The following is a 15,180-nucleotide window of genomic DNA, read 5'->3' as shown; positions in this document are numbered from 1 at the left end:
CTAGCATTTTTAAACGCTATATTGGCTTAGTTATTTTCGAGATTCCCAAGGTACCGTTATGAATGGTGAGTCGTTTTACTGGATATTAGTGATACAAGGATAAGAGATTGAAAAGTATATATGAACTGATTGATATCGAAGACTCTGGCATAAAAGTAGTCAATGAAGTGGTTGCTGGTGCTGAGCATTGTGTAGAGATACTGCCGCCTTCAAAGGATCGGGTTGAAGTACTTGAATCCCTTCAGGTATCGACTCGTTCGGTATTAGGGGCTATTGCCTACGAAACCGGTGGGATTTTGATCGACAATGGATGGATTCGATTTTTCGGCTCTGGACATGAAAGATTGTCTAGAAACCTTACTGATTGGAATAGAAGTGCACATTATCTTTTAGTGGCTAATGACGTAGTTGGTGGATTTTTTGCTATCAACGGCGGCGGTTTAGGCGCAGATGTTGGGAATATATACTATTGGTCGCCAGACTCAATTCATTGGGAAGGGTTAGAAATCGGGTTCACAGATTTTTTTCAATGGTCAGCTACAAAGAGAATCAATGAGTTTTATGCGAGTTTAGGTAAAGAGCGCTTTCAAAAAACCTATTCACAGATAGCTACAGATAAATGCCTGAGCTTTTATCCATTTTTATGGGCGAAAGAAGGTTCTATTGAAATAAGCAGCGTGAAAGTGGTGTCAGTTGATGAAATGTATAGGCTGAAATTGGAATTATTAACCTCGGTTAGTTAATTCGTTTACCCGCTGATTTTATGAGTACTTCTGCAATAATTATTTGTTATAAACATCTAATATATTGATTGTTAGATGTAAATCTGCTTATCAGCTCTATTGATTCAACATGGATGGGCTGTATATGCCATCCATAATTAACTTCGGAGGGGACAGCGCCAAGATCTAGCTGACGTTTTGGCGGTATCTTGGGCTTTCTCGTTACCGCTTGCATCAAAAATCAAAGCTGTCGCTATCACCAAAAGTTGTCGCGGCAATGCCTAATGAGTGCTTCACTGTTTGGCGTGACAATATCTCTCTAAATGGTTTGAATCTTAGCGGTATCCACTCCCTGTGGTACCGCTAATGCTGCTTATTCCTATTATGATGACATTAGATATCAAAGGCGAGACTGCCCGGAGTCAGGAATGGCCAGTTAAGACGCGTCGGTGAACTCTCACCCTGCGCACCAAAGAAGTAAGCTGTTCTTGGGGTAGCGTAAACTACACTGCCTTTTTGCAACCCGAGTTCCTGCAGATTATGGTGGGTGAATTTGGCTTCCCACAGTTCTTCGCTATGCCAGCCGTGTGGGGCTAATTCCAGTCTTACTTCGGCGCCAATGGGGGTCATGGCGACAATATTGAACGGCAAATTGGCCTGACTATTAGGCTTATTTGACAGCGCTAATTCGTGACTGCGTACGTAGAGAACACCATCTTGCTGCAGTGTTTGCTGTTCTGGAGGTGTTAAAAATGCTTGACCATTTTCCCAACGTTTTTGTTGCCAACTGGCTTCAAAGACATTGACGTTACCAAGAAAATCAAACACAAAGCGACTATTGGGGTGCGAGTATAGCTCAGCAGGTGTATTAATCTGCTCTATATGACCATTACTCATCACTACCACTCTATCTGAAAGCTCAAGCGCCTCATCCTGATCGTGGGTCACAAACACGCTGGTGAATTTCAATTCATCATGCAGGCTGCGTAGCCAGCGGCGTAGTTCTTTACGCACTTTAGCATCTAAGGCGCCAAAGGGTTCATCCAGTAGCAAGACTTCTGGTTGGGTTGCGAGTGCACGGGCCAACGCAATGCGCTGTTTTTGTCCACCCGAGAGTTGTTCAGGATAGCGCTGTGCGAGATGGCCTAGTTGTACTGTTTCTAGCAGTTGTGTCACTCGCTTATGAATTTCTGCCGCCGAAGGCCTTTGTTTTTTCGGCATGACTTCGAGTCCAAAGGCGACGTTATCGGCGACCGTCATATGGCGAAACAGCGCGTAGTTTTGAAACACAAAACCTACGCGTCTTTCACGCACATGCACTTGAGTGACATCTCGGTTGCCGAATTGAATTTGGCCGCTATCGGCTCCTTCAAGACCGGCAATAATCCGCAGCAGTGTGGTTTTGCCTGAACCTGATGGTCCCAGCAGACCAATCATTTCCCCTTCTTGAATATCGAGATTAAGTGGGGAAAGCGCCTGAAATTGGCCAAATTTCTTGGAAATATTAGTAAGACGAATACTCATAGTTGGCTCTGCTCTTTATTGTCATTGGCGGTTAAACTGCGTTGTTGCCGCCATTCCACTACGGCTTTTAACATTAGGGTAAATAGGGCGATCAGGGCCAGTAATGACGCGCTCGCGAAGGCGGCTTCGGCCTGATAATCTTCATACAATAATTGCACATGTAAAGGTAAGGTATTGGTTTCGCCGCGAATGTTGCCAGATACGACAGCAACGGCACCAAATTCTCCTACGGCTCTGGCATTGGTGAGGATCACACCGTAAATCAGTGCCCATTTGATGTTGGGTAGGGTCACGCGGCGAAAGAGTTGCCACCATGACGCTCCAAGGATCACTGCAGCTTCTTCTTCCGATGCGCCCTGTTGTTGCATCAATGGGATCAGTTCTCTGGCCACAAAGGGGCAAGTGACAAAAATGGTCACTAATAGTATTCCTGGCCAAGCAAACATGATCTGCAGATCGTGCTCATATAGCCATTCGCCAAGCCAACCACTGTTGCCATAGAGCAGCAAATAGAGCAAACCTGCGACGACAGGGGAGACCGCAAATGGAATATCAATTAGCGTGATCAGTAACTTGCGACCGGGGAATTCAAAACGAGTCACGCTCCACGCCAGCATGATTCCGAACACTAAATTGATCGGTACTGTGAGTGCTGCCACCATCAGTGTTAAACCAATCGCATGCAGCGAATCCGGTTGAGTTAGGTGCCCAATATAACGCTCCCAACCTCCGACAAACGCTTGCTGAAAAATACTCACCAACGGCAATAGCAACAATAGCAAGCCCAAGAGCACGGCGAGGGTAATAAGGCTCCATTTGATCAGGGGCGCTTCACCGACTCTTAAGGGTTTAAATGAGTTCATATTCGCTCCTTATCGTCCATGAATGCGGCGCAGATAACGCGCCTGCCACAGGTTTATCAGCAGTAATAGCAGTAACGAGGTCATCAGAACCACTGAGGCAATGGCGCTGGCACCTGCAAAATCAAATTCTTGCAGGCGGACAAAGATCATTAACGAAGTGATTTCACTGATATAAGGCATATTGCCAGCGATAAAGATCACGGCACCAAACTCACCCAGACTGCGGGTAAAAGACAGTGCCGTTCCAATCATTAATGCTGGCCAAAGGGAGGGCAAAATAACCCGCCAGAATACCGAACGATCCGAGGCGCCAAGCGTCATTCCCGCTTCTTCTTCCTCGTGGGATAACTCTTCGAGAACGGGTTGTACCGTACGAACCACAAAGGGAATACTGGTGAAAATCATCGCGACCACTATGCCTAGCGGGGTGTAGGCGACTTTTATGCCCCATTCAGCTAATAGACTACCGATTTGGCCGTTTTCCGCATAAAGGGTGGCTAAGGTGATACCGGCAACGGCGGTCGGCAAGGCAAAGGGCAAATCTACCAAGGCATCTAAAATGCGTTTGCCGGGAAATTCATAACGCACGAGTACCCATGCGAGTAATAATCCGAAAAGGCAGTTAAATAATGATGCCGCGAGCGCCGATAGTATGGTGACTCGGTAACTGGCAACCACTCTGGGATCGGCAATCACGCCCCAGTATTCGGACCAGCTCATTGAACTGGTCTGCATGATTAAGCCTGTGGTTGGCAATAATAGGATTAGGCTGACAAACAGCAGGGACACACCTAAGCTGATGGTAAAACCGGGAAGAACCCGCTTATGGCGTAAACGCCCGTTATTAAAAATCACAGAATAATCACCCGATCAGGTTAATTGCGTTAAACCAATACTATTTATACGGTTCGCTCGTTGTTGGCTCAAGCCATTTGTTGGATGCAATCTTTACGGCTAACACTGATTGATAAATGCCAATTAGCGATAAACCCGAGACTTTGCTCGGGTTCAATGTTGATATCTTACTACATTAAGGACGATATCAGCGCTTTAATAGCTCATCGAGTTTTGCACCGTTAGCAAACTGCGTTTTCATGGCATTATCCCAACCACCGATGATTTGCTCAACAGTCAGCAGGTCAACGGTAGGGAACTGCTTAGCAAACTCAGCTTTTACCTTTTCGTTGTGTACACGATAGCTGAATCCTGCCAGTAGACGTTGCGCTTCTTCGCTGTAGAGATAATTCAAATACTCAGTTGCGAGTTCCTGTGTACCGTTACGCTTAGCATTTTTCTCAACCACAGCGACGGGGAACTCTGCCAGAATCGAGGTTTTTGGTACAACCACTTGGTAATCGTCCGTACCATACTGCTGGCGGATATTGTTCACTTCCGATTCAAAGGTAATTAATACATCACCGATCCCACGTTCAACAAAGGAGGTGGTCGCACCGCGGCCGCCTGTATCAAATACTGCGACATTACCGAGGAATTTTTTCAGGAATTGATCCAGTTTAGCCTGATTATCCTTACCATAGTTTTTCTGAGCATAACCTAATGCGGCTAAATAAGTGTAGCGAGCATTACCAGAGGTTTTTGGGTTAGGAAAGACCAGTTTAACGTCATCTTTAGCTAAATCGCCCCAGTCGCTGATTTGCTTTGGGTTACCCTTACGCACCAAAAATGCAATGGTGGAATAGTAAGGTGAACTGGCGTTAGGGAGTAATTGTTGCCAATTTTCTGGGATCAATTTACCGCGATCGTGCAGAACTTGTACGTCTGTCACTTGATTAAACGTTACCACATCTGCGGGTAATCCCTGCAGAATCGAGCGTGCCTGTGCAGATGAGCCTGCATGGGATTGTTTAATTTCGACGGTTTTACCTGTTTTCTCTTCCCAATGTTTGGCAAAAACGGGGTTGTAGGCATTGAATAATTCCCGTGCGATATCATAAGAGGAATTAAGCAGGGTTTGATCTGCGGCAGTCACATTGAGTGAGGTTCCCAGAATGAGGGTTCCGAGCAGGGCCTTTATCAATTTTACGGACATTTTTAACTCCTTAATCTGGCAATTTTGTCAGCGTTATGGCACCTAGAGTAATAGAATTAATTGTTTATAAAAAGCCAGTTGAATAGAACTTTTTTGAATAACTATGAGCGATTTATTTTATGTTATAAGCAGTATTCACCGTGTTTGTCAGTGGTAACCGACTTAGAATAGGCTATCGCTTAGTTGTTTTTATCAAGTAAAGGATAATCCTAGTGTCTGACTTTCCGACAATTGAAGCCTGCATCGGGCAAACTCCGCTGGTTCGCTTGCAGCGGCTTAACTGTGGTACTTCCACTGTACTGTTAAAATTGGAAGGCAATAACCCCGCGGGTTCAGTAAAAGATCGTCCTGCACTCAATATGATTATTCAGGCCGAACTTCGCCAAGAAATAAGCCCTGGTGATACGCTTATTGAGGCAACGAGTGGCAATACTGGGATTGCGCTGGCGATGGCGGCGGCAATCAAAGGATACAAGATGATCCTGATTATGCCGAATAATTCGACTCAGGAGCGTAAGGATGCGATGCAAGCCTATGGCGCAGAGCTCATGCTAGTGGATAATATGGAGACTGCGCGGGATTTGGCGCTGCAGTTACAAAGCGAAGGCAAAGGTAAGGTGCTGGATCAATTTAATAACCAAGATAACGCTAATGCCCATTTCCTCACTACAGGCCCTGAGATCTGGCAACAGAGTCTAGGCAAAATTACCCACTTTGTGTCAAGTATGGGGACGACAGGTACCATAATGGGTGTGTCCAAATACCTTAAAAGTTGTAATCCAGACATTACTATCGTCGGCCTTCAACCCGCCGATGGCAGTGCTATTCCTGGGATTCGGCGTTGGCCGCAGGCATATTTGCCTGGGATTTTTGATGCTTCTTGGGTTGATTTAGTTATGGATATTGAAGAGCAAGATGCAAAAGCCATGGCGAGAACCTTAGCGCGAGAGGAAGGGATTTGTGCAGGAGTCAGTTCGGGCGGTGCCGTGTTTGCTGCGCTGGAGATTGCTAAACAATATCCGGGTTCTGTGGTCGTGGCGATTGTCTGTGATAGGGGCGATCGTTACCTTTCGTCAGGGCTTTTTTCCTGAGTCCTAGATTTTTACTCTAAGCATATTGAGCGATATGAATGTTTGATGGGTGAAAATGGGCGAGACGCGCCCATTTTTACCCTTTAAAACGTGATCATTTTTTCGGTGGGAATTGCGCCAAAATTCGGTTGACGGCTTTGGCGGTATCTTGGGCTTTCTCGTTACCGCCTGTATCGAAATCATAGCTGTCGCTGCCACGCCAAATAAGAGCTTTGGTCTTAGGATCGACAATATCTATCTGAATGGTTTGAATTTTAGCGGTATCACTCCCCAGCGGCACGCCAACACTGGTGCCTATTCCAATCCCGCCCGAATTTCCGAATGTGCCTGTGCCTAATCCAATGGATAGCCCTGAATCTTTGGGCTTATCTTGGGTGAGTAAGGCGTAGGCGACGTTAAAGTCCGGCGACGCTGTATTTTCTACAAACCCTTTTTGAGTCAATTGGTTGTTAATTTCTACTTGAATACGCTGGGCGCTTAACGGGTCATCCGTCGGCTGTGGTGTTAACTGGGTAAAGCTGCGTAGTGCGGTGAAGTCGTAATTGAGATCATAATCGTTTTTCGGTTTACTGCTGCAAGCGCTTAATAAGGCAACAGCGACGAGCAGACTGGCAAAGTGACGGTATCCCATGATAGTGCTCCAAGTTGTACAAACTCTGTTCAATGTGCCTTGATTAAGGTTGTTTCTGCAAGTACTTTAGATAAGTGTGTTGTATTTGAATCGCTTTGAATGCAATCCAACGGTATCTTTTTTAGCGCGGGTCGTTTTGAGTATGGTTTATTTTTAGATAGGAATAGCGGCGGGTTATGGAACAGTTAGCCTTTTTTGATATCCCGAGTCCCTGTATCGGTGTGTGTGTTACCGATGCGCGTGGTTACTGTAATGGTTGCCTGCGAAGCCGTGACGAAAGATTCAATTGGTTAACGTTTTCAGATGCGCAAAAGTATGATGTCATTCGCCTGTGTACTCAACGTAAACGTCGTCGCCAGTTAGCGATGATGAAAGCAAGGCAAGCACAAATAGAGCAAGAAAGGGCAGCGTTAAATCCACAGTTGAATTTTGAGCCTGAGCCCGAAGCCGATCTGGATTTTGGTGGCTTCGAGCTAGACTAATAGGTTGAATACTTTGTTAAATAGTCTTATTTAACTGACTTGTAGAATTAGCGCGTTAGATGAATAACAGACCCGCAGTCGTTTAATCCCTATCCCAATCCCTATTACAGCTTACGCTTCTTCGGCCAGATTAAACTAAATCGAGTATGTTGTGCATCACTGGTAACACTTACATTTCCTTGATGTCGTTGCATAATCCGTTTGATGATCGCAAGGCCTAAACCATGTCCTTTATTGCCATTCTGTACCGATTGGCTGCGATAAAATGGCTCGAACACTTTCGGTAAATCCACCGCAGGGATAGGTTCGCCGTCGTTACTCACACTTAAATTGACCCTATGCTGGGTCTGCTTAACTTCAATGATGATTTCAGTGCGGGCAAAGCGTTGTGCATTGGTCAGTAAATTCTGTAGTGCCCGTTCGATTAATGCGGGTTCTCCGAATAAGGGCAGTTTTTCGACTTCGGCCTTGAGTGTTATAGGCGTTGGACTTAAGGTTTCTAGGCGCTTAATACTTTGATTGATGAGATTAATTAAATCGTACTCATCCAACTGGATACCTTCTCGCTGTGACTCTAAGCTGGCGTAGGTCAGCAGTTCTTGAAGTAAGTCTTCCATTTCTTTGATGTCGAGCTGCATTTCGTCGAGAAAATCTTGTCGCTTCTGTTCGTCCGAATCTGGCTGACAATACATAGGCATAAGTGCAAGAGCGAATTTGAGCCTCGCCAGTGGCGTGCGGATCTCATGGGATACCGCATTAGATAGGTGTTTCTGGTTCTCAATCAAGGCGCTGATATGTCGCGCCATTTCGTTAAAGGTATTGGCTAAGGGTTTGACCTGAGAGCGATTTGACAGGGTAATCCGCGTGTCCCATTTGGCTTCGCCAAATTCTTTGGTGGCCTTACGCAGTATGCTCAAATCCCGTGAAAGCGGGCCGACCCAAATTAGCGCAACGAGGGCGAGTGATAAATAAAAGAACAGGGTGAACAGGCTGCGAAGGTTAGCTCTGGGATCGATGTCCAGCGGCCCCGCCATTAAGACTTGATCGTCTACTCGAATAAATTGCAGCAGGCTATCATCATTGGCCGTGGTGGTGAACACCTTGCTTGTGCTTAACGCTTGATTATCTGCCAGCGCGACTTGATCTGCATTGAGTAATTGCAGTGGCATCACAGGGTTCGCTGGGATCGCCTCCAGATACCGTTGGCGGGCATCGGGAGGTAATTCAGCTAATAATTGCGCCAATGCCACTAACGGCGCATCGAGGGCATTATTGTCATCAACATTCTTCTGCCACAGGCTGTCGAGTGTCCAGCCAATCCCAAGCACGCTGAGACTGAGTAGCAGATATAAACTGATAAAGAGACGTTTCACTGTATTTGTGCTTAGTTATTCCAAGCTTCAGGAGCAAAGAGATAACCTTGTCCCCAAACGGTTTTAATTCTGAAAGGTGTCTCAATATTATCGTTGAGTTTTTTACGTAATCTAGAGATACGCACGTCAATTTTTCGATCTTTACCATCGAAATCAATATTGAGTAACAACTGATAAATATACTGACGGCTGAGCACTTGGCCCGCTTGCGAGGCCAGTAACCACAGCAACTCGAATTCATGGCTGGTGAGATCTATTTCAGTTTCATTAAGCCGAATCGCATGGGTATGCGGGTCGATACTCAATTTACCGAAGGTTAGACAGTGTGATTCTGCCTGTGGTGGCTGATTCTGACGGCGAAGTAAGTTGTTGATCCGCGCAACTAACAGAGCAGGATCGACGGGCTTGACCACGTAATCATCGGCACCGAGTTCTAGTCCTTTGATTTGATCTTCACTTGAACCAAGTGCGCTCATCAATAGGATTGGACCTGCGAAATAATCGGGCAGTTTCTCACACAGAGTGAGGCCATCCATGCCCGGTAGCATAATGTCTAACAGTATGATATCTGGCTTGTAATTGATTAATCGTGTTAGCACGGTATCGCCACGGCGTTCAACTTCGACATGCATACCATGGGATTTTAGGTAATCTACAATCAAGTTTGCTAGGCGAACGTCGTCTTCAACCAATAATACTCTGTGGTTCGATTGTGGGCTTGTCATTAAAATAAACTCCAAGGGTTGCGGTAACGTCTGCGAACCTGAGGTTGTGATGCAGAAGTGATTTTAAGTTTGGCACCAGCCAAAGTTTGGTTACTGTCTTTACTCACCATGACAAATTGAATATCCGTCATAGTGTGGATTTTCATGCTTAACGTATGGGTTGAAACTGAATCACTGCACCATTTGGGGTAGGCAGCGTTGTCGGACAAGATACAGATAAGCTCATCTTTAGCGAGTTCCCACTGTAGTTCTATATAGACGTCACAGGCCTCAGTTTCTGAACTTGTGATGCAAATTTCGGGTGTGAGTTTGAGTGCCGAGTCGCGAGTTTTGGCTTGTGCTGAACTTTGGCCCATCAAGCCGAGGCTTAGACCTATAAAGCAAAGCAAGCTTAACTGAGGCAGTGTCACTAACGTTAGAACCTATAGGCAGCGCCGATAAAGTAGGTGCTGCTATAGTCTTGGTCTAACAAGGGACTGGCGGCAATCTCATCGGCAATTAGAGTGTAACGAACTGCCAACAGTAGATCCCAATTGTCAGTTAATATGTAACGGGCCGTCATTTCCGCACCTTTATCCCAACCTGATTTTGCTTGATATCTTTCGCTCCAATAGGCGTTTTCACTGGGTCTAACGCTGTAATAATAATCCACTACATCTTGGCTTTTCCAATCAAATACCAATGCAAACTCAAAAATGAAACGGTCGTAATCCCAGCCATAGGTCCATTTTATTTGTGCTTCTGAACCTTGATGCACATTAAACATATCATGGGTGTACGCCAATCTAATAATACCGAGCCGCGTATAGATGAATGCTTCGGCACCGCCAAGTAAGGTGAAGCTCCGAGTCTCTAAGGAATTAAACTCAGGCTCGGGCTCAGTCGATAAATACATACTATTTATGGCTTTGGCTTCAACTTGAGTGCCACGATTCAAAAAGATATTTGATGGGTCCCATTGATAGAAGTAGGCTCTATCTAAGCTATAACTTGTTACTAAGTTAATTGTAAAGCTTTCTTGCTCGGCTAAGGTATAACCTAAATTACCATTGTCGAAGAACCAGTATTCGCCGTAATAGGCCACTGTTGGAATAAAGAACAATGGAATATCGTCAAAATCCCTGAGTGGATTGCTTTTTTGTCCCCAGCCTATGGCGATGCCTAGATCCCAGTTGTTCATCTCAATACATTGATTTTCTGGTGCACAGGCTTCTTTCGCCATTCCGATTGCAGGCAAAATACTTAAACTTGTAATGAGGACAAAAAGAATACGATACATGATTTAACGATTAAGGGCTGAGGTTAACAATACAGGAAAACAGATTAGCATTTTATGCTCAATTCAACAGTGGTTTCATTCACGGAGATGCAAAATGATACAGCTATCAATTAAATAATAAATTTATGAATTGCACAATATGTTGATAGTCATGCTAAAAGCTTATCTTGGCAGCTTTCGTACGGTTAATTGTGGATGTTAAATTTTGTGTTTTATAAGTTTCGAGTGTAACTGAAATGATGTTAATTATGATGTAAAAGCTGTGTTGCTTGGAAATAATAATGCCATTCGCAAGTGTGAATGGCACAGACTGAAGCCGAATAACCTACTTTGCGGTAATAACACAGAGATTAGAATGAAGATTAATTGACCTCAGTAACTGACTTGTAGCCCATTTCTGTCAATTGATCGTTTACACAATCAAGCACATATTGTTTTAGCTCAGCATTTTCGACTTGATCTTCAGAGGCCATCTGTTGGCACACTTCTTTCAACTGAGCGAGATCGGCAGCTGGTGCAGGCGGTAAAGAGGAGTCGTCAGCAAAGGAAGTGAAACTTACTAATGCCAATAGAGTAAAAACAGCTGATAACTTATTCATTTTATTTCCTTTAGTTATGTATTGTTAACCACAGATTAAGAAGCATTCTCTTAATACCACTGTGCCAACATCAGCAATTTATCACTGCTATTCTGTTTTAGATATAAATAATTTTCACCTTTCTTGATTAAGGTTTTTTACCTTGTTTTCCCTTGATTCGCTTCAAGTAAATGGGCTGGCTGAGTGTACTTTATTTGCTCTAGTTTGATTCATTCTCAGCATCTTTTGCTGCTTGAGTTAGGTTCACACCCCCCCCCCTCTGAACTCATGCGTGCTAAGTTGGCTCTTCTGAACTTGTGCTTGAAATTAATTGATGAAACTCTGCACATAAACTTATGTGCTTAACTTATGCGCTTAATTGTGTGTACAGTAGAACTTAGATTTCTTTCAAAAATGCTGCTTACATCACTTTAAGGACTTATTTGCGATAAAGTGCATTATTATCACTGTTTATGGTCGATTTTTAATGAAGGTTTAATCGCCGCTGTTAACTGAATTATGCGGTAGTTATAAGAAGTCATATAAAATGAGATATGACGCATGTTGTAGGCCGTTTTTTTCTAGAATATTGAATTAAAAAGAATTAATTTTTATGTGTTTTTTAGTTTAAATTTTATTTTACAGTTTATTATTTTAACTTTATGTTTTTATTGTTTATTTTTGTGTGTTCGTTTGTTTTTGATGATTACATTGCTAAGATTATAGCTATCCTCTAGAATGCGCCGCTCTCGCAGGTGCGCGTGTATAAGATTAATGGTAAATGCTATTGATTTTTATTGAATTATTGATTTTTCTCTAGGGGAACTCTGTGTCTACAAAACTGGCTAATCCAGCGCCATTAGGTTTAATGGGCTTTGGTATGACAACAATTTTGTTAAACATTCATAATGCGGGATATTTCCCTATTGATTCTATGATCTTAGCCATGGGGATTTTTTACGGCGGCATTGGTCAAGTAATTGTGGGGATTATGTGTTTCATGCGCGGCGATACTTTCGGTACGACGGCATTTACCTCATACGGTTTGTTTTGGTTAACGCTAGTGGGCCTCATTTTAATGCCTAATGCTGGCATTGCGGCGAGTCCAACGTATTTTATGGGCTGGTATTTAACGCTTTGGGGCATATTCACGGCATTTATGTTTGTGGGTTCTTTGCGTTATCCAAGAGCCAAACAGTTTGTGTTTGCTTCTTTAACTATCTTATTTTTTCTGCTGGCGGCGCGTGATTTTACGGGTAGCGCCTTGATTGGCACTATTGCGGGCTTTGAAGGGATACTTTGCGGTGCGAGTGCGATTTATTTTGCGATGGCACAGGTGCTTAATAATGAGTATGGCCGTACGATTTTACCGGTTGGTGAATTGAAAAAGTAACGATTCAGCAATGCAGAGTTGTAAAAAAGGCTGATGAAGATCAGCCTTTTTTATGGGTGTTAGCTGTACTAGATTTTAGTTTTAATATAGGCCACAGCTGCTTCATCTAAGCTACGGAGAGAAACATAACTCGTGCCTGCTTTGTGGGTAATCAAGAAGCCTTTTTCAGTTTCTTTAATCCGGTAAATCTCGGTCCATAAAATTTGGCTGGTCACAGACATAGATTGAGTATGAATCCCTTGCTCATCAATAGTGAGTGTGACCTCATTGCTGGCCGCTTTACTCATCATCTGACGCATCAACCACCATGCTTTGTGATACTTCACATTGAGCGCTTCGATAACACCTAACCCAACAAAAAAGTAAGCTAAATAAAGGCTAATATCGGTGAAAATAAGCGCGATACCTATCAGGGTTAATCCAATCGCTTTGTAGTAAGGTTTGAGCGTGGGATCTGGTACCACTGATTGCGTATAGCATTCATCGAAATGGGCTTTATCTAAAATATACGTTGTGGAGTATGAATAGGGCGTTGGCATCATGTCATCTAATTGAGGTGGCACTTAATGCGGGCTAGTGTAGCGATTACAGTGATGAAAGTAACTAACCTTGCTATTGCAAGCATGAATGAGCACTTTGGTGTTTTCAAATTCGACGTTCAAACCCGCTCGTTAATACAGGTCAAGATATGAGTTGGACAGAAATACGGCAACGGCTATATTAGTCTTGCCGTAAGCATTGTTCGATTTTCGTGATTTGACACAAGGAGTGCAAACATCATGGCCTTAGTCCCCAAAGATTTTGTAAATTACAAATCAACGCCGGTTTTCAACCATGACAACGTCCCTAAAATGTTGCTTCATATGCACAATACTAAGGCTGGCGTGTATGGGCAGATCCAAGTGTTAACGGGCAGCTTAAAGTTTTATGGCTATACGGGTAGCAGGGGCGAATTAGATAAAGAAGTTATTATTCGCGCAGGTGAAACCGCCATTTCACATCCTGAATATTGGCATAAAGTGGAGCTAATGACCGAAGATACTCAGTTTAGACTCCACTTTTATGCCCATAAGGATTCGGCCATAGTGGCGCAGCAACAATCCGAGCGAAGCGAATAGTGTCTAGCACCTAGCACCTAGCACCTAGCACCTAGCACCTAACACTCAGTCCAATTCGCGCGGTTAGCAGCTGCTGGCAACTTCTCGCTAATAACCGATTTACGCTAATAGCAAATGGCACTAATAGCGATTTCGTTCCTTTGGAATATCAGTTAAATACTCCACAAATTCCACTTCAAAGCCATGGGCATCGAAGAAGTAAATATTGCGTCGATAGGGATCTTCCATGCCATCTTTGGCAATAGGAAAACCTGCTTGGGTCAGTCTTGCTATCACAGCATCTAAGTTGTCGGTCACAAAGGCAAAATGCGCCAGTCCAATTTGATGACCAGCCAAATCGCGGTTTTCACCTTCACCATTGTCACTAAAAGCAATGTATTGATAATCATCGCCAAAATGAATCCAATTACGGGGTTTGCCGTACCAAGTGCCTTTATCGCCACCGCGAACACGCCAATGGGGAAAAGCCGCTTGATAAAAGCGCAGTGCTGCGGGGATGTCGTCTACCACTAAATTGATATGCTCTAAATGAATCATAATGCGTTCCTTGTAATGATTTTAGTCTGTTGCTGGTGGTTAAAATCTCAAGCCGCTTACATACCGTAACAGTATTCCTGCTGTTTTGGGTACGCTTGATTGGCATGTTGTTCACGAATGGGGGCTAATGCTTGGGCGTATTGATGCAGCATATATAAGCTGTATTGCACTCTTTCCCTAAGCGCGATATCGCGGGCACTCTCAGGGATTGCATTGAGTACATGGCTGACATTTCGGATGATTAAGTGATCGGGTATGGGCACTAATTTATTGTTTTTAAGGGCATTCATCTTCACTTCAACGATAGGGTAGGTACCGCTAATACCATCCGATATTGAAACTAATAAGGCGGGTTTATGGGCGGTTTCTTCGCGAGTACACATCAACAAAAAGTTCTTCAGTAATGGTGATGCCATGCCGCCCCATTCCGGGGTGATCAGCACTAGCGCATCGGCTTCATCGACTCTGTGTTCTATTTCGGGCCAGTGTTCACCTTTGTTGTCTTCTTCTCCATCCCAAAAGGGCAGATTAAACAGGCATAGTTCTAAGTGATGTATCGTGTCGTAACCCATGTTGTGGGGAGATGAGAAACTGCTTTCCGCGATATAACGACCGACTTTAGCACTTTGTGAATCGGGTCTTTGGCTGGTGCTGATGATGAGTAATTTCATTAAGTAAACCTATTTGTTTATAAATTATTTGTAAGGTAATTGCTTTATTTAATATTGTAAAGGATAAAGTAAATAAAAAAGTTTATTTAATCTGTTAAAGCCGCGGAGATTGGGAGATAATGCTTCGGCTGAAATCGGGAGAC

General features: G+C 43.9%; 18 protein-coding genes. 5 read left to right on the top strand and 13 right to left on the bottom strand.

What is annotated here, in order from left to right:
• The first annotated feature begins 107 nt into the window (after positions 1 to 107).
• The gene (locus tag KO537_RS17460) at positions 108 to 743 is read left to right on the top strand and encodes a DUF2625 family protein (protein WP_173246350.1); all 636 of its coding nucleotides are present in this window, start codon (positions 108 to 110) and stop codon (positions 741 to 743) included.
• Positions 744 to 1,115: 372 nt separating this feature from the next.
• Here KO537_RS17460 and KO537_RS17455 read toward each other — a convergent pair whose 3' ends face one another.
• From KO537_RS17455 to cysP, 4 genes are all read right to left on the bottom strand, one after another.
• Positions 1,116 to 2,246, bottom strand: coding sequence for a TOBE-like domain-containing protein (locus KO537_RS17455; protein WP_173246348.1), 1,131 nt, complete (start codon positions 2,244 to 2,246; stop codon positions 1,116 to 1,118).
• Positions 2,243 to 3,109, bottom strand: coding sequence for a sulfate ABC transporter permease subunit CysW (cysW, locus tag KO537_RS17450; RefSeq protein ID WP_028759251.1), 867 nt, complete (start codon positions 3,107 to 3,109; stop codon positions 2,243 to 2,245). The genes KO537_RS17455 and cysW overlap by 4 nt, the downstream gene beginning before the upstream one ends.
• A gap of 9 nt (positions 3,110 to 3,118) precedes the next feature.
• Entirely contained in the window at positions 3,119 to 3,964 is an 846-nt protein-coding gene (gene cysT / locus KO537_RS17445; RefSeq protein WP_105249982.1) for a sulfate/thiosulfate ABC transporter permease CysT, read from the bottom strand.
• A 187-nt stretch (positions 3,965 to 4,151) separates the two neighbouring features.
• The gene (gene cysP / locus KO537_RS17440; protein WP_168825039.1) at positions 4,152 to 5,159 is read right to left on the bottom strand and encodes a thiosulfate ABC transporter substrate-binding protein CysP; all 1,008 of its coding nucleotides are present in this window, start codon (positions 5,157 to 5,159) and stop codon (positions 4,152 to 4,154) included.
• A gap of 212 nt (positions 5,160 to 5,371) precedes the next feature.
• Here cysP and cysM point away from each other — a divergent pair, with 212 nt between their 5' ends.
• A complete protein-coding gene (cysM, locus tag KO537_RS17435) occupies positions 5,372 to 6,250 on the top strand; it encodes a cysteine synthase CysM (protein WP_105249981.1) in 879 nt (292 codons plus the stop codon).
• Between the two features lie 94 nt (positions 6,251 to 6,344).
• On the opposite strand, the gene KO537_RS17430 is transcribed toward cysM, so the two are convergent.
• Positions 6,345 to 6,881 carry a DUF4136 domain-containing protein gene (locus KO537_RS17430; RefSeq protein ID WP_168825041.1) on the bottom strand — a complete coding sequence of 179 codons (537 nt, stop codon included), beginning with the start codon at positions 6,879 to 6,881 and terminating at the stop codon, positions 6,345 to 6,347.
• Between the two features lie 176 nt (positions 6,882 to 7,057).
• Here KO537_RS17430 and KO537_RS17425 point away from each other — a divergent pair, with 176 nt between their 5' ends.
• Positions 7,058 to 7,363, top strand: a complete 306-nt coding sequence (locus KO537_RS17425) for a DUF1289 domain-containing protein (protein ID WP_028759256.1) — start codon at positions 7,058 to 7,060, stop codon at positions 7,361 to 7,363.
• A 104-nt stretch (positions 7,364 to 7,467) separates the two neighbouring features.
• On the opposite strand, the gene KO537_RS17420 is transcribed toward KO537_RS17425, so the two are convergent.
• The 5 genes from KO537_RS17420 to KO537_RS17400 all read right to left on the bottom strand — a co-directional run bounded on the left by KO537_RS17420 (position 7,468) and on the right by KO537_RS17400 (position 11,339).
• Positions 7,468 to 8,736 (bottom strand): ATP-binding protein, encoded by a 1,269-nt coding sequence (locus tag KO537_RS17420; protein WP_168825043.1) that lies wholly within the window; start codon positions 8,734 to 8,736, stop codon positions 7,468 to 7,470.
• Positions 8,737 to 8,747: 11 nt separating this feature from the next.
• Positions 8,748 to 9,461 carry a response regulator gene (locus KO537_RS17415; RefSeq protein WP_006080570.1) on the bottom strand — a complete coding sequence of 238 codons (714 nt, stop codon included), beginning with the start codon at positions 9,459 to 9,461 and terminating at the stop codon, positions 8,748 to 8,750.
• Positions 9,461 to 9,871 carry a DUF3019 domain-containing protein gene (locus KO537_RS17410; RefSeq protein WP_028759258.1) on the bottom strand — a complete coding sequence of 137 codons (411 nt, stop codon included), beginning with the start codon at positions 9,869 to 9,871 and terminating at the stop codon, positions 9,461 to 9,463. Before KO537_RS17410 ends, KO537_RS17415 begins: the two co-directional genes overlap by 1 nt.
• 5 nt (positions 9,872 to 9,876) lie before the next feature.
• A complete protein-coding gene (locus tag KO537_RS17405; protein ID WP_173496957.1) occupies positions 9,877 to 10,740 on the bottom strand; it encodes a MipA/OmpV family protein in 864 nt (287 codons plus the stop codon).
• Positions 10,741 to 11,102: 362 nt separating this feature from the next.
• The gene (locus KO537_RS17400; RefSeq protein WP_028759260.1) at positions 11,103 to 11,339 is read right to left on the bottom strand and encodes a hypothetical protein; all 237 of its coding nucleotides are present in this window, start codon (positions 11,337 to 11,339) and stop codon (positions 11,103 to 11,105) included.
• An 808-nt stretch (positions 11,340 to 12,147) separates the two neighbouring features.
• Between KO537_RS17400 and KO537_RS17395 the strand changes: the two genes are divergently transcribed.
• Positions 12,148 to 12,711: a GPR1/FUN34/YaaH family transporter gene (locus tag KO537_RS17395; protein WP_113939919.1), complete on the top strand. Its 564-nt coding sequence runs from the start codon at positions 12,148 to 12,150 to the stop codon at positions 12,709 to 12,711.
• Positions 12,712 to 12,779: 68 nt separating this feature from the next.
• Here KO537_RS17395 and KO537_RS17390 read toward each other — a convergent pair whose 3' ends face one another.
• Complete coding sequence (locus tag KO537_RS17390; protein ID WP_173497907.1) at positions 12,780 to 13,250, bottom strand: YcxB family protein; 471 nt, start codon at positions 13,248 to 13,250, stop codon at positions 12,780 to 12,782.
• A gap of 240 nt (positions 13,251 to 13,490) precedes the next feature.
• On the opposite strand from KO537_RS17390, the gene KO537_RS17385 reads away from it, so the two are divergent.
• Positions 13,491 to 13,829, top strand: a complete 339-nt coding sequence (locus tag KO537_RS17385) for a DUF1971 domain-containing protein (RefSeq protein WP_219235161.1) — start codon at positions 13,491 to 13,493, stop codon at positions 13,827 to 13,829.
• A gap of 120 nt (positions 13,830 to 13,949) precedes the next feature.
• On the opposite strand, the gene KO537_RS17380 is transcribed toward KO537_RS17385, so the two are convergent.
• Both KO537_RS17380 and KO537_RS17375 read right to left on the bottom strand, forming a co-directional pair.
• The gene (locus tag KO537_RS17380; protein ID WP_105249974.1) at positions 13,950 to 14,366 is read right to left on the bottom strand and encodes a VOC family protein; all 417 of its coding nucleotides are present in this window, start codon (positions 14,364 to 14,366) and stop codon (positions 13,950 to 13,952) included.
• A 56-nt stretch (positions 14,367 to 14,422) separates the two neighbouring features.
• Positions 14,423 to 15,037 (bottom strand): NAD(P)H-dependent oxidoreductase, encoded by a 615-nt coding sequence (locus KO537_RS17375; RefSeq protein ID WP_028759265.1) that lies wholly within the window; start codon positions 15,035 to 15,037, stop codon positions 14,423 to 14,425.
• Between the last annotated feature and the right edge of the window lie 143 nt (positions 15,038 to 15,180).

It is taken from the genome of Shewanella sp. NKUCC01_JLK, assembly GCF_019345615.1.
GTDB classification, from domain to species: domain Bacteria; phylum Pseudomonadota; class Gammaproteobacteria; order Enterobacterales; family Shewanellaceae; genus Shewanella; species Shewanella oncorhynchi.
Note: the sequence above shows the minus strand (reverse complement) of the source record. Positions and strands in the feature narration are given on the sequence as shown.